The organism is bacterium 336/3 (assembly GCA_001281695.1).
In the GTDB taxonomy this organism is placed as follows: Bacteria; Bacteroidota; Bacteroidia; order Cytophagales; family Thermonemataceae; genus Raineya.
The window spans coordinates 3,788,707-3,813,978 of sequence record LJIE01000001.1; the positions used below are offsets into that span (position 1 = coordinate 3,788,707).

Annotated in this window: 16 protein-coding genes; 9 read left to right on the plus strand and 7 right to left on the minus strand. The window is 33.3% G+C overall.

Annotation, left to right across the window (positions count from 1 at the left end):
- Positions 1 to 39: 39 nt before the first annotated feature.
- Complete coding sequence (locus tag AD998_17780; GenBank protein ID KOY87732.1) at positions 40 to 1,776, minus strand: lysyl-tRNA synthetase; 1,737 nt, start codon at positions 1,774 to 1,776, stop codon at positions 40 to 42.
- A gap of 297 nt (positions 1,777 to 2,073) precedes the next feature.
- Between AD998_17780 and AD998_17785 the strand changes: the two genes are divergently transcribed.
- The 4 genes from AD998_17785 (at position 2,074) to AD998_17800 (ending at position 5,895) form a co-directional block, all read left to right on the plus strand.
- Entirely contained in the window at positions 2,074 to 2,841 is a 768-nt protein-coding gene (locus AD998_17785; GenBank protein ID KOY87733.1) for a hypothetical protein, read from the plus strand.
- A gap of 91 nt (positions 2,842 to 2,932) precedes the next feature.
- Positions 2,933 to 4,216, plus strand: a complete 1,284-nt coding sequence (locus tag AD998_17790) for a tyrosyl-tRNA synthetase (GenBank protein KOY87734.1) — start codon at positions 2,933 to 2,935, stop codon at positions 4,214 to 4,216.
- 63 nt (positions 4,217 to 4,279) lie between these two features.
- Positions 4,280 to 5,050, plus strand: coding sequence for a methyltransferase type 11 (locus AD998_17795; protein KOY87735.1), 771 nt, complete (start codon positions 4,280 to 4,282; stop codon positions 5,048 to 5,050).
- Positions 5,051 to 5,214: 164 nt separating this feature from the next.
- Positions 5,215 to 5,895, plus strand: coding sequence for a hypothetical protein (locus tag AD998_17800; GenBank protein ID KOY88273.1), 681 nt, complete (start codon positions 5,215 to 5,217; stop codon positions 5,893 to 5,895).
- Here the strand turns inward: AD998_17800 and AD998_17805 are convergent.
- A complete protein-coding gene (locus AD998_17805) occupies positions 5,892 to 6,515 on the minus strand; it encodes a hypothetical protein (protein ID KOY87736.1) in 624 nt (207 codons plus the stop codon). The genes AD998_17800 and AD998_17805 overlap by 4 nt on opposite strands.
- A gap of 99 nt (positions 6,516 to 6,614) precedes the next feature.
- Between AD998_17805 and AD998_17810 the strand changes: the two genes are divergently transcribed.
- From AD998_17810 to AD998_17820, 3 genes are read left to right on the plus strand one after another with little or no spacing between them, the layout of a single operon-like run.
- Entirely contained in the window at positions 6,615 to 10,934 is a 4,320-nt protein-coding gene (locus AD998_17810; GenBank protein KOY87737.1) for a hypothetical protein, read from the plus strand.
- A gap of 25 nt (positions 10,935 to 10,959) precedes the next feature.
- Positions 10,960 to 13,545 carry a hypothetical protein gene (locus tag AD998_17815; GenBank protein ID KOY87738.1) on the plus strand — a complete coding sequence of 862 codons (2,586 nt, stop codon included), beginning with the start codon at positions 10,960 to 10,962 and terminating at the stop codon, positions 13,543 to 13,545.
- A gap of 19 nt (positions 13,546 to 13,564) precedes the next feature.
- Positions 13,565 to 13,999 (plus strand): hypothetical protein, encoded by a 435-nt coding sequence (locus AD998_17820; protein ID KOY87739.1) that lies wholly within the window; start codon positions 13,565 to 13,567, stop codon positions 13,997 to 13,999.
- A 21-nt stretch (positions 14,000 to 14,020) separates the two neighbouring features.
- Here the strand turns inward: AD998_17820 and AD998_17825 are convergent, their stop codons facing one another.
- From AD998_17825 to AD998_17845, 5 genes are all read right to left on the minus strand, one after another.
- Entirely contained in the window at positions 14,021 to 14,491 is a 471-nt protein-coding gene (locus tag AD998_17825; GenBank protein KOY87740.1) for a hypothetical protein, read from the minus strand.
- A gap of 18 nt (positions 14,492 to 14,509) precedes the next feature.
- Entirely contained in the window at positions 14,510 to 15,118 is a 609-nt protein-coding gene (locus AD998_17830) for a transcriptional regulator (protein KOY87741.1), read from the minus strand.
- A 136-nt stretch (positions 15,119 to 15,254) separates the two neighbouring features.
- Complete coding sequence (locus AD998_17835) at positions 15,255 to 19,391, minus strand: hypothetical protein (GenBank protein ID KOY87742.1); 4,137 nt, start codon at positions 19,389 to 19,391, stop codon at positions 15,255 to 15,257.
- 153 nt (positions 19,392 to 19,544) lie between these two features.
- Positions 19,545 to 20,603 (minus strand): hypothetical protein, encoded by a 1,059-nt coding sequence (locus tag AD998_17840; protein ID KOY87743.1) that lies wholly within the window; start codon positions 20,601 to 20,603, stop codon positions 19,545 to 19,547.
- A 60-nt stretch (positions 20,604 to 20,663) separates the two neighbouring features.
- A complete protein-coding gene (locus AD998_17845; GenBank protein KOY87744.1) occupies positions 20,664 to 21,860 on the minus strand; it encodes a hypothetical protein in 1,197 nt (398 codons plus the stop codon).
- Positions 21,861 to 21,995: 135 nt separating this feature from the next.
- On the opposite strand from AD998_17845, the gene AD998_17850 reads away from it, so the two are divergent.
- Both AD998_17850 and AD998_17855 read left to right on the plus strand, forming a co-directional pair.
- Positions 21,996 to 24,800 carry an excinuclease ABC subunit A gene (locus AD998_17850; GenBank protein KOY88274.1) on the plus strand — a complete coding sequence of 935 codons (2,805 nt, stop codon included), beginning with the start codon at positions 21,996 to 21,998 and terminating at the stop codon, positions 24,798 to 24,800.
- A complete protein-coding gene (locus AD998_17855) occupies positions 24,800 to 25,270 on the plus strand; it encodes a hypothetical protein (GenBank protein ID KOY87745.1) in 471 nt (156 codons plus the stop codon). The genes AD998_17850 and AD998_17855 overlap by 1 nt, the downstream gene beginning before the upstream one ends.
- The last annotated feature ends 2 nt before the right edge of the window (positions 25,271 to 25,272 follow it).

The following is a 25,272-nucleotide window of genomic DNA, read 5'->3' on the forward strand; positions in this document are numbered from 1 at the left end:
AAAGAAAAAAGGCAGATAGTTTATCTGCCTTTTTTTGATTTATGCTGTAAGCCAACTTTCTACTTCTTCTTTGGTAGGGTTTTTCACCCCATCCAATTTCATTTTCTTTCTCATTCCACACACATCATTGAAGAGTTTGTTGAGTTCTTGTTTTTTCAGTTCTTCAATAGTTAAGATATTCATTTTTTGCAAAATTGGTACAAGTTCCTCACGTACTCCTACTGCTACATAATCTTCTGTTTTTGCATATTGGATTTTCTTTTCTGGCTTCATCTGAGGGAAGAAAAGTACATCCTGAATAGAGTTTTGGTTGGTCATAATCATCGAAAGTCTGTCAATTCCAATACCAATGCCTGCTGTTGGAGGCATTCCATATTCCAAAGCTCTCAAGAAGTCTTCATCCATTGCCATTGCCTCCTCATCTCCACGTTCAGCCAAACGCAATTGTTCTTCAAAACGCTCTCTCTGGTCAATAGGGTCATTTAGCTCAGAATAAGCATTACAAATTTCTTTTCCATTACAAATTACCTCAAAACGCTCTACCAAACCAGCTTTGCTACGGTGTTTTTTGGTAAGAGGCGACATTTCTACAGGATAATCCAAAATAAATGTAGGCTGGATAAGATTAGGCTCTACTTTTTCACCAAAAATTTCATCAATCAATTTTGCTTTACCCATGGTACTATCCACCTCAATACCCATTTTACGAGCCTCTTCGGCAAGACCAGCCTCATCGTGAGCCTCAATATCTACACCTGTAAAACTCTGAATAGCCTCTTTCATTGTAAAACGTTTCCAAGGACGTTGAAAATCAATGATGTTATCTCCTACTTGTACTTTGGTAGTACCATGCAAATCCATCGCTACTTTTTCCACCATTTCTTCTAGTGTATCAGCCATCCAGATATAGTCTTTGTAAGCTACATAGATTTCGACTTGTGTAAATTCTGGATTGTGGAAACGGCTCATTCCTTCGTTACGGAAATCTTTTGCAAATTCAAAAACGCCATCAAAACCACCTACAATTAGTCTTTTCAAATACAATTCATTAGCAATACGCAAATATAAAGGCATATCAAGCGTATTGTGATGTGTTACGAATGGACGAGCAGCAGCTCCTCCATGAATTGCCTGTAAAATAGGTGTTTCTACTTCTAAATAACCTTTGTTGATAAGGAAATCACGAATAGAATTTACCAATTTAGAACGTTTGATAAATACTTCTTTTACCTGTGGGTTTACAATCAAATCCACATAACGCTGACGATAACGTTGTTCGGGGTCTGTGAAAGCATCATAAGTTTTTACATTGCCCTCCTCATCTTTTACTTCTTTTACAACTGGTAATGGATGTAACGATTTATTCAAAATCTTGAAAGAGGTCACATGAATACTCGTTTCTCCTGTCTGAGTGGTAAAAACATAGCCTGTGATACCAATAATATCACCAATATCTAATAATTTCTTAAATACATTATTATAATATGATTTATCCTCTGTTGGACAGATTTCATCCCTTTGCAAATAAATTTGCATTCTACCTGTTGCGTCTTGTATTTCAGCGAACGATGCAGAACCCATAATACGAAAACTCATCAATCTACCTGCTAGCGAAATATTCTTATAAGCCGTCTTGTCCTTCTCATAATTTGCTAAAATATCTGCAATAGAAACATTTACTTCAAATGTTTCGGCAGGATATGGGTCTATCCCCAACTTCATCAAATCCAGTCTTTTGTTGCGGCGTAAAATCTCTTGTTCGCTAAGGTGTTGCATTGAATTTTTAATTTAAAATGGTTAATAGCTAATTTTTTCTTGAGAAATAGGGTTTCTTAAGAAATGAAAGATACCTTTTGAGTTTGCAAAATTCAGTAAAAAAGAGCATAATGCAAAACGTTTTGCATGAAAAAGCATAATCCGAGCCTAAAAGACTCGGATTATGGAACCTAACTAATCAAAAACTTACAATTATGAAAACTAAAGTATTAACACAATAAAAGGAAAAATGTTTCCATAAATAATAAATGTTATAACAAATATTTTACAAACAACTAAAAATCAAAATTATATACAATGTGTCTTATTATTTTCGGATTAGAAGTACACCCTCAATATAAATTAGTCTTGATTGCCAATCGGGATGAGTTCTATGCTCGTCCAACACAAGCTGCTCATTTCTGGGAAGAAAATCCTCATTTACTTGCTGGCAAAGATTTGCTAGGTGGAGGTACATGGTTAGGTATCAACAAAAAAGGAAAGTTTTCAGCTCTGACCAATTACCGAGACCCTTTCAATATCCGAACAAATACACCCAGCCGTGGAGAACTCAATACCAATTATTTATTAGGCGATGCTGACCCACTCAAATATATGTTCAGAGTACAATTTAAAGCCTCACAATACAATGGTTTCAATTTGCTAACAGGCGATAAAGACGATTTATTTTATTATTCAAATTATTCAAAGAGTATTCAGAAAATCAATCAGGGTATTTTTGGTTTGAGTAACCATTTACTTGATGCTGATTGGCACAAAATACAGTTAGGAAAAAACAAATTAGAAAATTATCTACAAAACAATTCTAAGTTGGAAATTACTGATTTACTTGCCATTATGGAAGATGAAAGCAAGCCAGAAGATGATAAAGTTCAACAAACTGGACTTTCTTTGGAACAAGAAAAAATGCTTTCTTCTATGTTTATTCGAAGCCCAAAATATGGTACTTGTTGCTCTACAGTACTACTTTGGGATAAAAAAGACCATATTACATTTGTAGAAAAAACTTTTGTCGAAGGGGCTCCTCATATCATCAATGAATACAACTTTCATATAGAACACTAAGATAGTTTTCATAGCTTTTTTTGTGCTTTTACTAAATAAACATTAAATTTGCGTTCTTTTTTTAGAACACACATTTGTACAAAACAAAGCTATGAGCAATTTTATAGAAGAACTTCGCTGGCGTGGAATGCTCCACGATATGATGCCTGAAACAGAAAAACAGTTAGAATCCCCTACAACAGGTTATATTGGTTTTGATCCTACGGCTTCTTCATTGCACATTGGCAATTTAGCAACTATCATGATATTGGTGCATTTCCAAAAAGCTGGGCATAAGCCTTTTGCATTGGTGGGTGGTGCTACTGGCATGATTGGCGACCCTTCTGGAAAAAGTGAAGAAAGAAAATTCTTAGATGAACAGACTCTTAGAAATAACCAAGATGCCATTCGTCATCAACTCTCTAAATTTTTGAGTTTTGAAGGCGAAAATGCTGCTGAAATCGTAAATAATTACGATTGGTTCAAAGAAATGGGCTTTTTAGAATTTTTGCGTAATGTTGGCAAATACCTGACTGTAAATTACATGATGTCAAAAGATTCTGTAAAAAACAGATTGGGTGATGGTGGGGGGATTTCATTTACCGAATTTAGCTATCAATTACTACAAGGCTACGATTTTTACTGGTTATACAAAAATAAAGACGTTAAAATTCAAATGGGAGGCTCTGACCAATGGGGTAACATTACCACAGGTACAGAACTTATCAGAAGAATTGATAGTGGAGAAGCTTTTGCCCTTACTACACCATTGCTTACCAAAGCAGATGGTGCTAAGTTTGGTAAATCAGAATCGGGTAATGTATGGTTAGATGCCTCTATGACAAGTCCTTACAAATTCTATCAGTTTTTTATCAATCAAGCTGATGCAGATATGCATCGTCTGATTCGTGTATTTTCGTTAAAGACTCAAGAAGAAATTGAAGTTTTAGAAGGAGAACATAAATTAGCTGCTGAAAAACGTATTTTACAAAAAGCTTTAGCAGAGGAATTAACTGAACGTATTCATTCCAAAAAGGATTTGGAAAATGCAATCAAAGCAACCAATATTTTGTTTGGAAAAGATGCTGTAGAAGATTTAAAAAGCATAGATGAAAATACGTTATTAGAAGTTTTTGATGGTGTAGCCCAAGTATCTATTTCAAAAGATGAGCTTTCTAATGCTCAAAATGTAGTGAATCTTCTTTCTGAAACTACTCAAAATCAGATTTTTAAATCTAAAGGAGAAGCCAGAAAAGCTATTCAAAATAATGCTGTGAGCATCAATAAAATTAAAGTAACTAACCCTGAGCAAAACCTTGATTTTGAGCTTCTTCAAAATAAATACTTGTTAGCTCAAAATGGCAAAAAGAGTTACTATTTAATCAAAATACAATAATTTAATTTGAGACATTGGTCTTTTGTCTGATGTCTCATTTCTTTTATCTAAAAATATAAATTTATGTTTTCAACCACCGAAATCACGTCTCACGAAATAGCTTCTGATAATCCGATTCATCAGAGACTGTTTTTTGCTTACCATCAGGCTTCTCAGATGATAAAGGGAGATATTTTAGAAATTGGTTGTGGTGTGGGACGTGGTTTGGCTGTTATTTTGGAGAAATCGGGGACGTACACAGCCGTAGATAAAAACGGAAAACTCATTGAAAAACTCCAGATAGAGTATCCAAATCATCGTTTTATTACACATCACATCCCTCCTTTAGAGAGTTTGGAAGATAACACCTTCGATTATGTCATTACGTTTCAAGTAATTGAGCATATTGAAAATGACGATTTGTTTGTAAAGGAAATACATAGAGTTTTGAAACCACACGGCAAAGCCTTTATTTCTACCCCCAATATCAAACAATCGCTTACCAGAAACCCTTGGCACATACGTGAATATACGGCAGATGGTCTAGAAAAATTGATGAAAAAGTATTTCTCAAAATTAGAAACGTATGGTGTAGATGGTAACGAAAAAGTAATGCAATACCACGCAGAAAACAGAAAATCGGTGGCAAAGTTTAAGAAATTAGATATTTTTAATTTAGAAAAGCATTTACCTCGTTGGGCGTTACAAATCCCTTACGATTTTCTGAATAGATTTAACAGAAAAAAATTGATGCAAAATGAAAATAGCCTATCAAGTCAAATCTCTCACACTGACTATTTTCTAAGTAATACTCCTGATAAAGCACTTGATTTATTTTATATAGCTGAGAAATAAAACTAATATTATAGATGAATTTCTCAGAACTTCGATATAAACTACTCTACGAAAAAACAATTACAAGAGCGTTTTTCACTATTTGGGGAATTACTCTACAAGAATTTCGCATTAGTTTTTCTCAGTTTTTTACATTTAAATCTCCTATTTTATCATTTTTTAGGATACTCAAATACTGGTTTTTATCTTTTAATCGTCTTACTTTTGGTCGTTCCGCTAGAATTAGTTATGCTTTTACTGGTGAAGACAGGCTTATAGAGTCCATTTTAAAGCCTAAAATCACAAAAACAGGTTTTTATGTGGAAGTTGGGTGTAATCATCCAACTTTTATATCTAATTCGTTCTTATTTTATAGAAGGGGTTGGAAAGGTATTTGTGTAGATGCCAATGAAAATCTAATTCATAAATACAAATATTTACGTCCTAGGGACAAAGCTATCTGCTCTTTTGTTTCAAATATTTCTAAGCCTATAGAGTTTATAGAATTAACTAACAATGTTCTTTCATCTATAGATAAGAATTATATAGAAAAGTGTTTGAAAGAAGGTCAAAAAATAGTTTCAAAGAAAAATATTCAACCTAGAAGTCTAACTGAAATTTTAGATGAACAATCTTGCCCTTTAATTTTTGATTTTTTATCAGTAGATGTAGAAGAGCATGATTATGAAGCGTTATCTTCTTTGGATTTTGATAAATATACACCTCTTTTAATTGTTGTTGAAGCTGAAGATTTTAATCCTAATCAACCAGAAAAACATCAAATTTATCAACTACTAACAAATAAAGGCTATCAACTAAATGGCTACATTCTAACCAATTTATATTTTACTAAGTTACTTCCTTAATAATACTGATAAAATAATTTATATCTGTGGGTATCCCATGCTGTCCAAGTTTCTAATAGAGGCTTGGATTCCTTGTTTACAACCCTTTCTGTTTTCTCTAATTCCTTTCCTGATACATCTTTGGTTATTTGGGTAGTTTTGTTGCCTTGATACTCAAAATAAATTGTTTCTGAATGAAAATATTGAGGCTTAGTATAAGTAATCGGATTTCCATTTTTATCATACCCCTCCCAATATGCTTTAAAGTGTTTCACAGAAACAGGGCGTTTTAAATTATCATATTTAAAAATGTATTTATTCCATGCACTTCTCCCTCCTACTTCACATATAGTAGAATCGAAGGTTTCATAAGTTTTTTTACCTTTTGATGCCTTCAAAATATATTCATCAATAAAATCACTTTGAACGGGTATTTTATAATAAAAAGTCCCTTTTTTTTGTGGAGGCTCATTCTTATAAAACCATAATTCACAAACTTGGGTGCTGTCCTTGAAAGTTACATCATACTGATAAATAACTACATATCTTTCTATTTTATTGTCATGAACTGTTGGTGACATAAATCCTAAAATAGTATTATAAAGAATTTGCCAAAAAGTAAAAACCTGAAGCTCTGACATAAATAAAAATATTTTAAACAGATTCACTACAAAAAATACGCCGAAAAGCGTATTGAAGAAATCTCTTTTTTTTAGTTTCTTACAGAAAAAACCAAAACCATGAAATTATTATATTTTTTAAGAACTGGATTATTGACTTTGGTCTTTAGTTTATACACCCTATCTCTTTTTGCTCAGGAAACAGAAGAGAAACTTTTTTTATTTCGTATAAACGAAGTAAATGGATGTTCTAATGGTGTTTGCCAAGGATCTATTCAAGGTGGGCAAGATATTGGTATTACAAAACTTCTTTCAGGGATAGTTATAGCCAAATCAACCAAAGAAAACCCAAGTCATGAGGGTATCATTAGTGAAAAAGCAACCATTTCACAAGAAGGCGATTCACAGACTTATATACAAATCCCTGTAAAAACAGGGCAAACAGTACTTGTGGGAGATGTTTTTGCTTGTAAACTTTCTGTCCCTAAAAATACAAAAAGAAATGTTTTTTTTAGTTTAGCTCAAAATGGTATTTTCTTCCAGTCAGTATATGACAAGAATTATGTTACTTATTATGATGCTATTTATGCACTTACACCTGCTAAAGAGAAGATTGTCATAGATAGTATGGTGGCTGATATAAAGTTTGTAGGAAATTTCTATCAAAAAGATAAAGCAGGTTTTCCAACTATCAAAGAAGGAAAGCATATAGGTAAAAATGTATTAGATGCCATGTTGCTTGCAACCCCTGCTGATGTATATGGCTTTTTCAAATTTGTTGAAGTTAGCAGTAAGCCTTACTTAGCAACCAATTGGAAAATTTCTGAAACTTATGCTACATGGTTGATGAATGGAAGTAATATTCCACTGAGCGAAGATGAAATCAAAAAACAATTACTTGGTGCTACTTCTGAAGAGCAAATCAAGAGTATTGTGACAAAAAACAACAATATTTCTAAAGAGTTTTTAGAAAATTTAGATACAGAAGCAGATAATTTAAATAGTAACAGAAAATTTGCAGAAGCCCATAAATTGGCTGATATTCTGATTGTTGTTTCTAAACTCAAACAATATAACTCTGTGCTTGCAGAGGCATATTGGACAAAAGCAGGTATCGCCAGCAATGAATATAAATGGGAAGATGTGGCTTCTTATTATGAAAAAGCCTCTCAAACATATCTTTTAGATGAAAACCCTTTGATGGCATCTCTTTCTTTAAACAATCTGGGAGATGCTTACAATGAGCTAGGCAGGTATGAACAAGCTGAAAAAATACTTTTAAGAGCTTACAAGATTCAACAAGAATATTTGCCTAAAATCAAAGAAAAGGTTTCTTTGGTGGCTACTTTACAGCCTTATGTAGGACTTACTGTACGCAATTTAGGGGATAGTTATTTTTCTATGGGCAAGTACAAAGATGCCATAAATGCTTATCAAGTAGCTATAAGTTATTTTGATAAAGTTGCAGCATCCGACCAAAAAAATTTAGGTAGAAAAGCCAATACTCTTTCTCGAATTGCTAAAACTTACAATAAACTTGGTGAAACAGACAAACGAAAACAAACACTCCAAGATGCCATTAAAATTGGAGAACAACTTGAAAACAAAACTTTTTTAGCAGAAGTATATAAAACCTCTGCCAGCATGTATTACGATAACAAAGAATATGCTGATGCGAAAAATCATTACCAAAAAGCTTATGAAGCTTATCAAAAACTGGGTAACAGAAGTGAACAAATTTATGCTTTAGCCAATGTTGCAAACCTGACTGTTCTTTTAGAAAATGATTTTGCAAAGGCAGAAACACTTTTTAATCAGGCTCTTAAACTTGCCCAAGAAGACAAAGATGATAACGCTATTGCTTACTGTTATCGTAGAATTGGAGATTTACAACTCAACAAAGGAAATACCCAAAAAGCTCAAGAGTATTTTGAGAATGCCCTTAAAATATCTCAAAAAATGCAAGATAAAGGCTTAGAAACCAGTAGCTTGCTTTCTTTAGGACATATCAATGCTACAAGAGGAAACTTCCCTAAGTCCAGAGAACTTTATGAAATGGCTCTCAAAACATCTCAAGAAACCAATGACAAAGGCAGTGAAATTTCAGCTCTTTCTGGCTTGGGTTGGCTCAATTTAGTTAGTGGTAATTATCCCAAAGCCCAAGAAATGTATGATAAAGGCTTAGAATTAAGTAAGAAAACAGACAATATTTGGGGAATTGCAAGTTTGTATGGTGATATGGCAAATTTGGCTATCAGTATAGGAGACTACAAAAAAGCTGAATGGCTCACAAAGCAGAGCGATAGTATTTATAAAAAACTTGATTCTAAAGAATCGTTGATAAACAATCAAATGATTAGCGGTCGTTTGGCTTATTTTCAAGGAAATTATGAAAAGTCTCTGAAAGATTTTCAGGAGGCTTCCGAAGCTATGAAAAAAATCATGCTTTATAACGAGAATCTATGCATTGCATTAGGCAATCAGGCAGATGTACTCTATCAGTTCAAACGCTACCAAGAAGCAGAGAAAAAAGCTCAAGAAGCTTATGAAATGGCTGTAAAAATAAAATCGGAACGCCCTAAAGCCTCTGCATTACGTTTGTATGGTATTGCTCTCTTGGGACAGAAAAAATACCCTGAATCTGAGAAAAAACTTCTCGAAGCTTATAATTTATCTAAAACCTTAAACCTAACAGACCAACTGATTGCCAATAAAAATTATTTGAGCGAATTGTATTTCCAAACCAAACAAATAACTAAAGCAGAGCAATCTGGTAATGAAGTAATTACTTTATCTCAAAAAATTGGTTATGATTTATACATTTGGGAAACCTACTACCGATTCGGGTTAATGTATAGAGAGAAGAAAGACCTTGAAAAGAGTAAAGAGTATCTCAAAAAGTCTGTTGAAGTACTTGAAAAAATGCGTAATAGTGTAACGGGAGGAGAAGAAGCTAAAAAATTATTCTCTAACAACGAAGGCAAGCTAAAAGTATATGGTACACTCATTGATGTACTTTTTGAGAAAAACGATATTGAAGAAGCTCTTTCTTTCATGCAACAGTACAACCTTGCTGAAATGCAAAATAAATTCAAGAATTTAGAAATCCAGTATCAAGACAAGAAAAAACAAGCCAACACAGAGCGTAGTAAAGAAATTAAGACAGATTTATTAGCAAAAAAACAAGAACTACAAGAACAGTTTCAAAAAGCAGAAAAAGAGCAAGACAAACAGAAAATTGAGAGTTTGAAAAAAGTAATTTCTGTAAAAGAAGAAGAATATTTGAATTTTGTCTATGGAGAGTCCGCTCTCAATAGCTACCAAAAACAATTAGCCAATTTGCGTAAAAAGAAAAAAGATATTCCTGCAAATATGGCTGTGATTTCGTATTTCATGGGTACTCAGGACTTGTATATCATTGTAGCTACTCAAAATAATATTTCGGGTAAGAAGGTAAAAGTAAAAAAATCTGATTTGGATGATATTGTAACAGCTATCAGAAATAGTATTATCGTAAAAAAACAAGGTGTCAGAGGAAACCCCTTGGATTTGAGTCAAGAAGAAGCTCGCAGACAAGAGCCTTCCAAAGACACTCTGCAAAAAGTATTTTTCAATCAGGTGGCAGAAAAAGCTTATATGCTTTTGATAAATCCTGTTCATAACGAGATCAAAGACAAGCAAGTTTTGGCAATTATACCCAGTGGGCAGTTGTATGTACTTCCTTTCCAGATGATTGGCAAAACCCTGAAAGATGGAACTTTCAGCCCTCTTATTGAGCAATATGGGATTTTCTATACCAACTTAGGAGATATTTTTGATAATCTTGAACAAGAAAACACCTCCAAAGATTTGAAAATTGTAGCTTTTGGCAATCCTGATAATTCTTTGCCCAATGCCGAAAAAGAAGTAAAAAGCATCAAGGTTTTATATCCACAAACACAAGTTTTCTTAAAAAATGATGCCACAGAAGATAAAATAAAAACTTTGGATAATAATTTTAGTATCTTACACTTTGCAACACATGGCGTTTTAGATTATGACGACCCTCGTAATTCGTATCTCATTATGGCAAAACAAGGTAGTGCAGACGGAAAATTTGAAATCAAAGAACTTTTTGGAAGTCCTCTGATGGAACATCTAAATTTGGTTGTACTTTCAGCTTGTAAAACAGCCGTTATTGACTCAAAAGCAGAACACCACAACGACCCTGTCAGTCCTGCCAGTGCATTTATCAATCAGGGTGTAAAATCTGTAGTAGCTACTATGTGGAATGTGGATGATGATGCTACTTCTATTTTAATGGAAAATTTTTATAAAAACCTAAAAACCATGCCTCTTACAGATGCTTTACGTAAAGCACAAGTAGATTTAAGTAAAAACCCTAAATTTAGCTCTCCTTATTATTGGGCTCCATTTGTACTCATTGGTAACTGGAAATAAGAAAAATCTAACTACAAATTATTTTATGAAAAAAATGGTATTTCTACAGTGTTTGTTGATAGTTTTCATCAACATTGTTTTTGCTCAAAATCGTCTTATTCGTTTTCAAGAAAAAGGAAAATGGGGCTTATATGATGAAAATAGTAGCAAAGCTGTTTTAGGAGCCAAATATGATAGAATACTACCTATCAAAAGTGGTTTTATTGCCTATGATTATGGTGAAAATGAAGGCAGAAATTTTTGGATAGACTCTAAGGGAAAGGAATATCTTAATCTTTGGGTAAAAGGAACAGATTTTTATGATGGTTTACTACTCTGTGAAAATACAGAAAGGAACAATGAAACAACCTACATCAATGAAAAAGGAGATGCTGTAATTACTGGTTATTACGACCAAGCTACAGACTTTTCAGAAGGTGTTGCATTAGTTTCTACTGGTGGCAACACAATGGGAGGCTATGACGATAGTAAAGCCAATGTCTTTTTTATTGATACAAAAGGAAATACTGTTTTTTCAAATGTTATACAGAAATCGAAAATTAAAATCTCTTTCGATCAAAAGTCAAAGTTTGTAAACGGTAGAGTTTTTCTAAATGCTAATAGTCAGGATAGCTATTACATTTTAGATAAAAAAGGAAAAATTTTAAATATTCAGAATATTATCAAAAAACATGATAAATCTCTTAAAAACGAACAAAAAGGTCTTTTTTACATCAATCCAATCGATTTTGATTTGTATGATGGAGGCTTATTAGTTGCTAAAACTTTCAATCAATCAGAAGAACTTAAATTGTTGATGTTTGATGAAAAGTATAATGTCTTATTTCCAAAAGAACATATTGTTTCAGCAAGTAACCTACTCAATGGAAAAAGATTGCTTGTGATGCTTGGTCAATCAAGAAAATTCTCCGAATATTCAGACCCTATTCAATATTATAAATACGTATTGATCAATGAAAAGAATAAGGTAATCAAAGAAATAATCAATTTGAGTGGTACAAGCTTTGTTTTATATCAATTCCCTGATAATAAAGTGCTTGCTTATTCTAATGAGGACAATCAAGTTTATTTATTAGACGAAAAATTAAATATCATCTTTAATCAAAAATCAGAATTTGATCAACAAAAAGTTGTTATCACACTTTCCAATACCAAAGAAACGTATGTAATGCCTTTGATAGAAAGAAAAACATCTTGGGATAGAGAACCTTATGGTGGTGGAGAAATAGATGCTTTCAAATTGCCTAATGATGTAGAAAAAATATTGAGTTGCAATGCATTTACTCAAACATTAGATTCTGAAGGTTATGCAAAAGATTCTGTTTTGAAAAGAGATGTAGATTGTGGTAATATAACTACTTGTACAGACTGTATCATATTATTTAAGAAAAATGGAAAAATAGGAGCTTTTGACCACACAGGAAAAATTATCATTCCTGCTGAATATGATGATTTTTTTGATAATTTTAAAGAGAACAACAGAGCTATTGCTAAGAAAAATGGAAAATGGGGAGAAATTTCAAGAAATAATACCATTGTAGCACCTTTTAAAATTGAAGATTTTAACCTTACAGAATATGTGCCATTTACCAAAATTGATGGAAAATGGGGAGTTGATGGGCTTTTGCCTCATGAGTATGATGAATGTCCACAAACTGTTGAGGCGAAAGTTTCTGAAAATACTTTTTTAGGTACCTATATTACAAAGAAAAATGGTAAATATGGTTTGATAGATGTCATCAAGTCTGATAGAACTGTTCTTTCTAATATTTTACCTTATGAATACGATAAAATAGATTATAATATTCGTCATCAGGAAGGTCTTGCAGAGAAAAATGGTAAAAAATATTATTTCAATGCAAAAGGCATTAATGTTCCATTTGAGTACAACTCTTATAAAAAAACCTATTTCAAAGGAGAGTATGATACACATCTGATTGTTATAAAAAATAACAATCAAGGCATTTTACGATTATCAGATAACAAATTAGTAATCCCTTGCGAGTATGAACAAGTGGAGATTGCCTACTATAAAAGTGATTATGCTTATGTCAAGAAAAATGGAAAATATGGTATCATAAGTCTCGAAAATAAAATACTTGTACCTTGTGAGTTTGATTATGTAAAGAATGAGTACTCGGAAAAAGGAGCATTTTTTATTGTAGAAAAAAATAAAAAACAAGGATTGATGTCTGCCAACAAGTATCTCATTCCCTTAAATTATGATGAGTTAGGTAGATTTTATAACGATCCAGCTATTCCTGTTGGTGTAAAAAAAGGTAATAAATGGGGGTTTGTAGATAAACAATTCAAGCAGATTCTCCCTTTTGAGTACGAAGAGGATGCTGAAGGAATAGTTTCTGGTTTTGAGATGAATACCATTCTTTCTCCCAAAAAAGATTTTTCTACAGCTATTCTCAGAAAAAATGGAAAATATGGCATTGTAGATAGTAAAGGAAAAATTTTGATTCCTTTTGAGTATGATAGTATAGATAGATTATGGTTTTCGGATGCTGATAGCACCAAACCGATTTTCAGTTTGCTTAAAAATGCCAATAGTAAAAGTGTTGAGGTTTATTGGGATGGCAAAAAACTCATTACAAAATCCTAACTAGATCAAATTAACCATTATGAAAACTTTATTTATCATTATTCTATCAGTATTTGGCTTAAATGCTATTGCTCAAAACAAGGCAAGTGGATTTTACAGAGGTATCATTACTCAAAATGCAGGTGGTTTGGCTACAGAGTATGTGATGGAACTAAATATTACTTTCAAATCGCAAGGTGAAATCATTGGAACATCTTTTTTTAAACTTCTAGATAGTGAAGATGTTTTTGTGAAATACTCTTTTATAGGTACTTTAGAAGGTGATAAAGTTACCATCTATGAAAAATCTATTGATGAAGAACAAAATAGAGAAGGTTATTATTTCTGCCTCAAAAAAATGAATATGGAACTCATCAGGAGAGGCTATGAATATTTCATGGAAGGTTCGTGGTCTTCCTCCAATTGTCCTGATGCTCAAGGCTTCATTAAAATAAAAAAAGAAGAAATATTTTAATTCATTAAGATTAAGACATACTCATACAGATAGTTGCTTTCTCATAATAGCTATATTCTTTTCGTTTATAATCATATTCTCAAGAGTGTGCCATCCCAAACGTTTATATAAACTTTCTGCTGTATGAGTGAATAAATATAACTCACTTATATTTCTTTTTAAGGCTTCTCTCTCAATAAAATCACATAATATAGCTCCATATCCTTTACCTCTTTCAGAAGGAATCGTATAAACCAAAGCCAACCAATATGGATATATTTTAAAATTTGGCTCTTTATCTAATAAGGAAACATGACTATAAATACCTCCTGTGGCAATAGGCTCATCATTCCGTTTCATTAAAACTTGAAAATATTGAGCATGATTTGTGAGTTCATTTAACTGATTGATTGTTTTTTCTCGTTTAATATTCCACTCATAAAAATACCAGTCTGATATTAATGATATCTCTTGGTTACCATGTTTTATTACTTCAAAATAAATTTTCTCCATAAGTTTTCATCAATCATTTTATTTATTCTTTTTCATAAGCTCTGAAATTTCTTGTTCGTGAGTGTATTTACTTTTAGATAATGCTTCTATGATATTTTGTTGTTCTTTTTCTGTTTTATTTTGGCTTAATTTTTTCTTGCCTTGAATATCTGTAATCTTTATCTCAAAAGCTACAATGCCTTTCAACATATTACTTTTATATTCTTCTGGAAGGCTATCCCACTGTTTTTGATAGACTGGTTCGAAGTTTTGAATAGTTTTTTCTAAAATCTCCAAAGTTTTTTCTTTAGTTTCTCTTATTTGTACATTTCCATATACATGAACAGCCATATAGTTCCAAGTTGGAACGTTTAGCTCTTTTTCGTAATGTGTAGGTGATATATAAGCATGAGGTTCACTAAAAATGATTAAAACATTGCTCTGTTCTATATTTTTCCATTGTGGATTTGCTCTTGCAAAATGAGATGCTAAGATTAATTCATGATTGTTTTCAGAAACTAAAAATGGCAAATGTGTAGCAATAGGGATATTTTCAACTATCGAAATAATAGTTCCAAAACTATATTTCTTGATAAACTCTATTTTTTCTTCTTGTTCTGTAATCTGATAAAGTTTGGGTATATACATAAATACTAGGTTTAGATAGTTTTATATAATAACCTTCTATAAGTCATTTATATTTTAGCTTTCTTTCTTTTTTTATAAAAAATAAAAGCCTATCTGAAAATTCAAATAGGCTTTTGAGTAAGAGAGCTTCTATATTTTATTGTTTTATTAACTTTGTTGTATAAACCTGATTGTTATTATCCTGTAAATAAACAATATACATTCCTTTAGGCAATGCCTTAAATATTGTATTAAAATGTGTTTCCGTTTGCTCCAAAGAGCCTTTAAAACTACCCATAGTACTACCCGTTTGGCTATAAACTGATACATGAAGAGTCTGAATATTGCTTCTATTTCCTAACGCTAATTTCAATATATCGTTTTCAGTAGCAGGATTAGGGTACACCATTAGTTGAGTATTCAATCTATCTGACTGTAAACTAACCGTTTGACTATGTTTAAAAGTATTATCTATATTTAAAATGCGTAAACGATAATAAGCTATTTGTGTAAAACGATTATCTATCAAGTTATAATTATTAATATTCTTGCCTTTAGCTTTAACAAACCCTATTTTAGTAAATGTTTTACCATCCATAGATTTCTCTACTTCAAAGCCTTGCATCTGTATTTCAGAAGCTGTTTGCCACTGTAATTCAGCATTACCCTGATTATTTACAAAGCCTTTAAAATTTAATAACTCAACTGGTAAAGGGTTTTGTGGTACAATACTAGCCAGTGTGAAAGGGCTAAAATTAGTAACCGTTGAACTTGTAATCGTAGTGGCTGTGGTATTTGTATTTCCTTCATTTTGCCACATAGCACCATCCCAACGAGCTACACGCAAATTACTTTCTTGCCCTGCTGTAACCCCACAACTACGTACATTATCATAACTCAAAGTTACTTCCACATTTGAGCTACCATTTGTTCTATTTAAAATCCAGTGTTCACAATTGCCCACGTGGTCTAAAGAAACATCTTTCAATGAAATATTGTAAGGAGTAGGATAAACTCTATCATAAGTAGCTGTAAAATGATCTGTGGTATTAGCTGGTGCAGAAATACCTATAGAAGCATAGTATGTTTCATCACCTACAGGGAAAATAAAGACATCATTACCCACTTTACGAACCCAACCATTGACAAAGCTGGTATTGCTTGCTCCTGTGGCTGTGGCATTGTCCAAAAACTCTATTCTTGCAGTATTAGCATTATTAGCTATAACAATACCATTCGTAAATGTGGCTGTACCTGCTACCAAAGCGTTAGTGTTACTTAAAGAAATACCTGCTCCATTATTAAAAATTATATTATGAAATGTATCAGTACCTCCTTCTGTAGCTATAATTTGAGCAGAACCACCCACAAAATGAATAGCACTATTGCCTTCTTCAAAAGATAATGCTGTTCCTAAGTTATTTGCCCAATTGCCTTGCAGATTAATGATTCCATCTTGAGCAGATGTACCAGCATCCATATCTAAGTTTCCTCCTGCTGTATTAGAGATAGTTAGATTACCATAAATATCTAATCTATCAGCCGTAGAACCACTATTAGTACCTCCATTTCCAAATTCTAAAGTTTCTCCATTAATGGTCAGTGTTCTTACTTCTGCAAGCCTTACTCCACCCACTTGATATTTATCAGAGGTATAACTTCCTACACAACCTGTTGAATAACCATCTACATCTATTCTTGGAGCATTGGTGACATTGAGAATCGTTACATCTGTATTTCTATTTGGAACAGCCAAGCCTTCCCAATTACCACAAGTAAACCAATCGTTGGGGTTTGTAGCATCATCTCCAACCCACGTACCTTCTGGATTACTTGCATTGATTGTAAAAGTAGTGGTTGCACGACCAGCAGGCACAGTAGTACCTGTAAGTGTCCAATTTGATAAATTTGCAATAGATTGTAATAAAGCTCTTTTTGTTCCTGTATGAGTTGCCCCTGTATTATAGTTCGCTGCATCTCTAAGAGTAGTACTTGAAAAACTAAAACATTCTATATCAGGATGTATTCGAGATTGTCTTGTAGAGCCCCCAGTAGTTGCTCCTGAGCATGCTGTATTGAAATTAACCCATCCTACACCATTTGTTAATCCATATAATACTGTTCCGTTGAGTTGTACATTGGCTGTTCCCAAACCTGTGAAATTTCCTTGTACCAACCACATTTGGTCAGGGTCACCACTAGAGATATTAGCTCCTACTCCTCCAGGGTTAGCAATAGTAAAGTCACTTGTTCTATCTACACCATTCACCAAAACTTCTGTAACAGTTAATCCATTTGTTACAAATTTAATAATACTTCCTGCTGTGATGTTAGAGCCGGTAGAAAGTGTAAATTGTAAAATGCCAGGGTTAGTGTCAGGGTCATTACCAGCCCCTCCCCAACGCATAGTTCTTGTACAAGCAGCAGCCCCTGCCTCAAAACGAGAGTTTACATACATAAAAGTTGTACCTGTAATTACTTCTACCATACTCATCACATACACTCCATCTTCTGAACCTGCTCCAAATTCTTGGGCATCAAAACCTACAAAAACTAAGTCCCCTGGTCTAAATGTTGTTTGGTTTAAAATATCAAATAAACCACTAATTACCCCTGTTAGCCCTGTTGCTGTTGCATTTAAAGTGAACCCTGTTCCTACAACTGTATGAATGATATTTGTAAAAGTAGCCAAACCACTTGTAGCTGTAGCTGTTTTTGGAGAAGCATCCAATGTTCCTGTTGAAGTAATAGATATTGTACTTGCAAAATCTAAATCTCTATTGCCATGAACATCTGTTGTTTGTACAGTAGGAGAAGCCATAGTTCCATTTACAGAGGTATTGGAAGGTTGAGTAACAAAACGAAGTTCTGTGGCTACTATGTTAATTACATTTTGTCCATTGGTAGAATTGAATGTAGAAAAGCTTGACATTCCTGAACCTGATGCATTGGTGGTAACATTTGAGCTTCTCAAAGAAAACACAAAATCCTCATTATCATTGATGCCTCCAGCATTTAATGCAGTAGCAAGTGTCAATCTGATACTAATGGTTCTTGAAGTGTTATCAGCTACATTGATGTTTAATCCTGTAAATTGAATATTATTTGCATTGACCGTAACAGTACCACCAAGATTGGTTGCTCCATCAAATACAGCAATAGAATTGATAGCATTTTGCCAGTTTCCAACAGCATTGCCAGACGCTACTTCTTGTGTAAGTGTAAAACCTGTAATAATTGTAGGCTGGGTATCTGTGTCATTTAACGTTGCTCCACCATCTCTGATAGTCAATTGCCAAACTTGTACACCATCTGTACTTGTAGTTATTGTTCCATTGTTCAATGAAGAAATGGTTGTCGCCTCTGAACTTGCAACAGCCACAACATCACTATTTAAAGAGTTAGTACCATTACCTTGGATAGCGAAATTATACACTGCCTCATCTGTATCATCACTTGTAATTTCGATATTAGCAGAACGAGTAGCCAAAGCATTTGGCGTAAATGTTACAACAAATGTTGTACTCCCACCACTTGCAACTGTGGCTGCTGGGGCTGTTGTAACAGAGAAATCAGCAGCATGAGTACCTGTAATATTTATGGGAAGTGTTAAATTGAGTGTACTTGAACCTGTATTTTGTATGGTAAAAGTTCTTGTAAAAGAAGCTCCCACTGTTACATTCCCAAAATCTGTATGGTCTGTAGTAGAAGGTGTTGCATCGCCATCTGTAATGGTTGTACTATTGCCTTGTAAGTTAATTTCTGGACCTGTAGCAATGGCTGTTACTGTACCATTAAATGTGAAGTCGTTGATACTGAATGTTGTACCTGCTGCTGCAACTCCAAAAGTGTAAAATCTAAATGTAATAGAAGATGTTATATTTTGATAAGTTGCTCCTGATAAACTTATTGTTGTTCCTGTAGTAGTTGGTGTTCCAATATTTGAAGAAAAACCATCCAAACTTGATCTAAAAGCATGTGAGGGTGTTCCTGTTGATACTTGACTTGTGTAGACAAAACTTATAAAATCAATTTCAAAACCCGAATTAGGTGTAATTGTAAATTCAAAGTAATCATTTGCATCTAATGCTCCTGTACTCCAACCATTAGCATTATACCTATTATTTCCTGCGTTTCCTCCTATACCAGATCCTCTACTGATTCCAGAAACTGTAATATTAGCATTTACGTTTTGTCCAGTTGTATAAGGACTTGTTAACCCTGGATTAGTACCTGTTATTGGATTATCAAAAATGCTTTGTCCCCAACTGCTCTGAGCCACTATGAAAGACACGAAGAATATGAATATCTTAATGAGATGTTTCATAAATTTTATAAATTTTATTTTTTTAGCCTACAAATCTACACACCTTTATCTGAAAAAACCTTGTATAGTAACCAACCTTAACAAAAAGATAATATTATAAATGCAAGATTTTTAATCAGTTCATATTCCTTTCAAAACTAAGCTTTCCATTGTAAGCCCTGGTCCAAAACCACAAGAAAATATATTTTCATTTTTTTTTACTATATTCTTCAACTCTTTGAGTACAAAGAATATAGTCGCAGATGACATATTACCATATTGTGAAAGTACTTTATAAGCACTTTCCAATTGTATTTTTTTGAGTGTGAGTTTTTTCTCGATGCTTTCTAATATACGATTTCCACCTGGGTGTACTGCCCAATGGTGTACTTGAGACATATACAAATCATTTTTTTTTAAAGACTTATCTACTAAATTTTCAATATTAGAGGCTAAAAAATCAGGAACATAACTATTGAGCGTCATTAGAAAGCCCGTTGATGCAACCTCCCAAGCCATGCTTTGTTCACCCTCCAGAGCAAGTTCTGTATGAAAACCTCTGAGTTCAAAATATGCTTGTTTTGGATTATTACTGACTATTACAGCTGCTGCTCCATCTGCAAACAATGCATTTGCTATAAAATTATCTTCTGTGGATGTTTTTTGGAAGTGGATTGTACATAATTCAACATCTACAATTAAAATACGGGCATTTTCTTGTGTTTTACAAAATGTGTCTGCAAGGCGTAATGCATGAAAACCAGCATAACAGCCCATAAAATTAACTGATGTTCGAATAATATCAGTAGGCAGTTTTAATTTTTTAATGAGAGCTATATCTAAACCTGGAGCTGAAAGTCCTGTACAAGTTACTGTTATTAAATGAGTTATATTTGAAAAATCAGTTAATTTCTCAATAGCATTTACACATAAATCAAGAGCTTCTTTTTCAAAAAGTTTCATTCTTGTTTCAACAGAAGGAAAAGGCTCTAAAGTTTGAGATAAAGGATAAAATGTTCTTTCTTCTAAGCCATAATCTGGAATTACTGAATAGCGTGTTTGGATTCCACTCTTTTTATAAATCATTTTTAGCTTTCTATGCTCATTTTCAGGAGCTACAGATTGCATGAATTTTAAAATATCTTCTTGTTTATGACAATATTTAGGGTTCGCTATGGCAATTTCTTCGATAAAAGGCATATTTTAATATATGTGATGGATGTTGAGTTATATATCTTAGTCTTATAACTCACGATATACTTACATTTTTTCTATACGTTTTTGTTTCTTGATTTCTTTTTTAAGGGATTTTAAGTCTTTTTTTGCATTTTTTCGTTTATCATTTTTTTTTTCGGCGTATTTGGCGAGTTTCTCCAAATAAGGACGAGCTTGTTCTAACTCATTTTTCTTTTTGTGATAGAGATATAGCCATTCTAACGCACTATGATAATAACCTGAATCATAAGCTTCAATGGATTCAGCAAAGTAAATAACCTTTTCAAAATACTTTTTGGCAATCTCAGGATCTTTTACACTGTATATTTGCCCTAAAATGTAGCTTGCAAACCTTCCACTAATTGCCTCATAACCAAACTGCTTTTTCTCTATTTTTGTTAGAATATCCTGTGCTAATTTTTCTGCTTCGGGGTGGTTTCCCATAAAAAATGTACTAATCGCATAAATTCGATGAAAATATGGATTCTCAGGGTAATTTTCATACATTTTTTTGGCTATGGGTAATACCAAATGTGTTTTACCTTCTCCATTATAGATAAACATCAAGAAATAATTTGCCATTACACGTGTATAAAAAGCTTTTCTGGCTACTTCATCGAGTTGTTTGAGTCCTAATTCTTTATTTCCTTTGGGAAAAGTAGCTACAATAGGTGTTAGAAATGGGTAGTTTTCTGGAATCCAAACAGAATAATAATTGAATAAACCATCTCCAAATAAAAATTCAGGACTTAAATCATTTACCTCTTTGCCTCTACGTAGGTTTTTGAGTGCATTTCTACCTGCTGAAGCTGCCTTAAGCCATTGACTTCTATCAGAATGTAAACGCCCTTTGAAACCATAAGCTGCTGCTAGGAAAAAAGAAGCTTCTACATTTTTAGGGTTTATTCTGTACATCTTTTCAGCTTTGTTGATAGCCGAATCCATGTTTCTCTCAAAGGGTTTATCAAAATCTTCAATATCTGTATTAGGCATCATTTTCCACCAGTTGCTCAAACCCATGATAAAATAAGGTAAGGGATGTTCAGGGTAGCGTTTTCTAAGTTTTAAGAATTCTTTTTCCGCAGTAGCAAACTGAAAATTATACATATTATCCAAAGCATCAGTAAGTTCTGCTTGTAAAGCCTCATCCAAAAGAAGCATTTTAGGTAAGGTATCTTTGGCTGTTTGTGCAAAAGAAGTATTGACAACAAGTCCTAATACCAACAAAAAGATGTATTTCATAGTTTTTAATGAAATCTTTGAAATCATAAAGGAATTTTGATTTTTACAAATATCACAAAATTTTAGCAGAAATTCATCAAACAGTTTTCAAGAAAAAATTGTAAATTGGCGGTTTCTAAATATACACCCTCTCCAATGGAAGAAATCATAGAAATTTACGGAGCAAGAGAACATAATCTTAAAAATATAGATGTTATTATTCCTCGTCAAAAACTTGTAGTCATTACAGGAATTAGTGGCAGTGGTAAATCGTCTTTGGCTTTTGATACCATTTATGCAGAAGGGCAACGCCGTTATATGGAAAGTTTTTCTGCTTATGCTCGTTCGTTTATTGGAGATATAGAACGCCCAGATGTAGATAAAATAGAAGGCTTGAGCCCAGTTATTTCTATTGAACAAAAAACAACCTCTCGAAATCCACGTTCCACAGTAGGCACAGTAACAGAAATTTACGACTTTTTGCGTTTACTTTTTGCAAGAGCAGGTGAAGCCTATTCGTACAACACAGGCGAAAAAATGATTCAACAGTCTGAAGACCAAATTGTTGATAACATTCTTAAAAACTTTGAAAATCAAAAAACAAGTGTTCTTGCCCCTATCATCAAAGGTAGAAAAGGGCATTATAAGGAGTTGTTTGTAGAAATAGCAAAAAAAGGCTACACCAAAGTTCGTATTGATGGTGAAATTCAGGATATTAAAGCAAAATTAGAACTAGATCGATACAAGATTCATGATATAGAGGTAGTAATAGACAGATTACAACCCACCGAAAAAGACCGTTTTCGTTTGACTGAATCTGTACACAAAGCTCTTAAAGAAGGCAAAGGAACAATGCTTATTGTCAATGAAACTAATGAAGTCAAGTTTTATTCAAAATTTTTAACTTGCCCCACTACAGGCATTAGTTATGATGAGCCTGCTCCTAACTCGTTTTCGTTCAATTCACCTTATGGTTGGTGTCCAAGTTGCCAAGGTTTGGGAGTTGTAGAAAGCATTACAGAGGATAGCATCATTCCAAATAAGAATTTGAGCATTACCAGAGGAGCGATTGCACCTTTGGGAGAGTATAGAGATATATGGATTTTCAAGAAATTGGAGAGTATTCTTAAGAAACATAAAGTTTCTATCAATACTCCTATTGCCGAAATTCCAGAAGAAGTAAAAAATATGATTCTATACGGAAGCCAAGAAAAAGTAGAAGTAGCATCCGTAAAATACCCTGGTACAAACTGGAATACAGTTTTTGAAGGTATTATTCCTTTTATCAAAAAGAGCTTACAAGAAAGTAGTGAAGCTGTCAGAGAGCATTATGCCGAATATATTGTAAGCCAAACTTGCCCTGAGTGTAATGGTGCAAGGCTTAAAAAAGAATCGTTGTATTTTAAAATTACAGATAAAAACATTGCTGAACTCTCTCTAAAAAGTGTAAAAGATTTGAATGAGTGGTTCAAGAATATTGAGAAGAAACTTTCTGAAAAACAAAACCTGATAGCCAAAGAGATTTTGAAAGAAATCAGAAAACGGATTCAATTTTTATTGGATGTAGGCTTAGAGTATCTGACACTCAATCGTTTGGTAAAAACACTTTCAGGTGGAGAGTCGCAACGTATCCGATTGGCTACACAAATCGGAACGCAACTGACAGGTGTTTTGTATATTTTGGATGAACCCAGCATTGGCTTGCATCAAAGAGATAATCAGAAACTTATTGAAGCATTGAAAAGCCTCCGAGATTTAGGTAATTCTGTACTTGTGGTAGAACATGACAAAGATATGATGCTTGAAGCTGATTACATTTTGGATATTGGACCCGAAGCGGGCAGACATGGTGGGCAAATTGTGGGCAAAGGAACTCCCAAAGAGTTTTTAAAAAATGGCAGTGTTACCTCCAAATATCTCAATGGAGAGTTAAAAATTGAAGTCCCTAAAGAACGTAGAGCAGGAAATGGTAAATTTTTGACTCTTAAAGGCTGTACAGGGCATAATTTGAAGAATGTAACCCTCAATCTACCTTTAGGCAAAATGATTGCCATTACAGGTGTTTCAGGTTCGGGAAAATCATCATTGATACATCATACGCTTTTCCCGATTCTCAATAAACATTTTTTCAATGCTAAAAAAGAACCTCTACCATATCAGGAACTTGAAGGCTTAAAAAACATTGATAAAGTAATTGAAATTGATCAATCTCCAATTGGCAGAACGCCTCGTAGCAATCCTGCTACTTATACGGGTGTTTTTACAGATATTCGGGATTTATTTTCTCAACTTCCTGAAGCCAAAATCAGAGGTTATAAGGCTGGACGTTTTTCATTCAATGTAAAAGGTGGACGTTGTGAAGAATGTGAAGGAGCAGGTATCAAAACTGTTGAAATGGAGTTTCTGCCTGATGTATATGTTCCTTGCCAATCGTGTAAAGGCAAACGATACAATCGAGAAACTTTAGAAGTTCGTTTCAAAGGCAAATCTATTTCAGATATATTGGATATGACAATTGAGCAGGCTGTAGAATTCTTTGAAAATCAGCCTCGTATTGTCAATAAAATTAAAACTATTCAAGAAGTAGGTTTGGGGTATATTACACTCGGGCAACAAGCTACGACTCTTTCAGGTGGAGAAGCCCAAAGGGTGAAATTAGCCACAGAACTTTCGAGAAAAGATACAGGAAAAACTTTGTATATTTTGGATGAACCTACCACTGGTTTGCATTTCCAAGATATTCAAAAATTATTGGTTTTCTTGAATAAACTGGCAGAAAAAGGAAATACAGTTTTAATCATTGAGCATAATATGGATGTAATCAAAATCTGCGACCATGTGATTGATTTGGGCTTAGAAGGTGGTGAAGGTGGTGGAGAAATCTTGGTAGAAGGCACACCCGAAGAAATTGCCAAGCACAAAAAAAGCTATACTGGTAAATTTTTGAAATTGGAATTGTAATGTATTTCAAGGATTATTCTAAATATTCTTATAATCTTGGTGTTGAGCTTGAGAAAGTAAAGAATATAGGATGGATTTCCCACGAATTTCCTTTTTCAGTAGGTGAATCAAATAATGCCTTTAAAAAGAAATTATTAGAGATTATTTTTTTGAAAGATTGTAACAGAATGAGAGGGGTACATATTTGTGATATTTGTCAAGAAAACTATTATCTCTTTGTACATAAATCAGGGCATATTTTAAAATCAAAAAACCTTTCTATTCCTCAAAAAGACACAAAACTTTTAGGTCATTCTGAGATTTGCATACCATCCAAAGATGGTGATTTTGTATATGCCTCTCCAACTTTAATATATCATTATATTCTTGAACATCATTATTTGCCTTCTAAAGATTATATAGAAAGTGTTTTGGCTTTTGATATGAGTTTAGATAGTGAAGAAATTTTCAATACTTATTTCATAATATAAAT

What these genes read in the sequence shown, in the direction of transcription:
- AD998_17780 (KOY87732.1), bottom strand. Translation starts at nt 1,776, where the DNA reads ATGCAACACCTTAGCGAACAAGAGATTTTACGCCGCAACAAAAGACTG.
- AD998_17785 (KOY87733.1), top strand. Translation starts at nt 2,074, where the DNA reads ATGTGTCTTATTATTTTCGGATTAGAAGTACACCCTCAATATAAATTA.
- AD998_17790 (KOY87734.1), top strand. Translation starts at nt 2,933, where the DNA reads ATGAGCAATTTTATAGAAGAACTTCGCTGGCGTGGAATGCTCCACGAT.
- AD998_17795 (KOY87735.1), top strand. Translation starts at nt 4,280, where the DNA reads ATGTTTTCAACCACCGAAATCACGTCTCACGAAATAGCTTCTGATAAT.
- AD998_17805 (KOY87736.1), bottom strand. Translation starts at nt 6,515, where the DNA reads ATGTCAGAGCTTCAGGTTTTTACTTTTTGGCAAATTCTTTATAATACT.
- AD998_17810 (KOY87737.1), top strand. Translation starts at nt 6,615, where the DNA reads ATGAAATTATTATATTTTTTAAGAACTGGATTATTGACTTTGGTCTTT.
- AD998_17815 (KOY87738.1), top strand. Translation starts at nt 10,960, where the DNA reads ATGAAAAAAATGGTATTTCTACAGTGTTTGTTGATAGTTTTCATCAAC.
- AD998_17820 (KOY87739.1), top strand. Translation starts at nt 13,565, where the DNA reads ATGAAAACTTTATTTATCATTATTCTATCAGTATTTGGCTTAAATGCT.
- AD998_17825 (KOY87740.1), bottom strand. Translation starts at nt 14,491, where the DNA reads ATGGAGAAAATTTATTTTGAAGTAATAAAACATGGTAACCAAGAGATA.
- AD998_17830 (KOY87741.1), bottom strand. Translation starts at nt 15,118, where the DNA reads ATGTATATACCCAAACTTTATCAGATTACAGAACAAGAAGAAAAAATA.
- AD998_17840 (KOY87743.1), bottom strand. Translation starts at nt 20,603, where the DNA reads ATGCCTTTTATCGAAGAAATTGCCATAGCGAACCCTAAATATTGTCAT.
- AD998_17845 (KOY87744.1), bottom strand. Translation starts at nt 21,860, where the DNA reads ATGAAATACATCTTTTTGTTGGTATTAGGACTTGTTGTCAATACTTCT.
- AD998_17850 (KOY88274.1), top strand. Translation starts at nt 21,996, where the DNA reads ATGGAAGAAATCATAGAAATTTACGGAGCAAGAGAACATAATCTTAAA.
- AD998_17855 (KOY87745.1), top strand. Translation starts at nt 24,800, where the DNA reads ATGTATTTCAAGGATTATTCTAAATATTCTTATAATCTTGGTGTTGAG.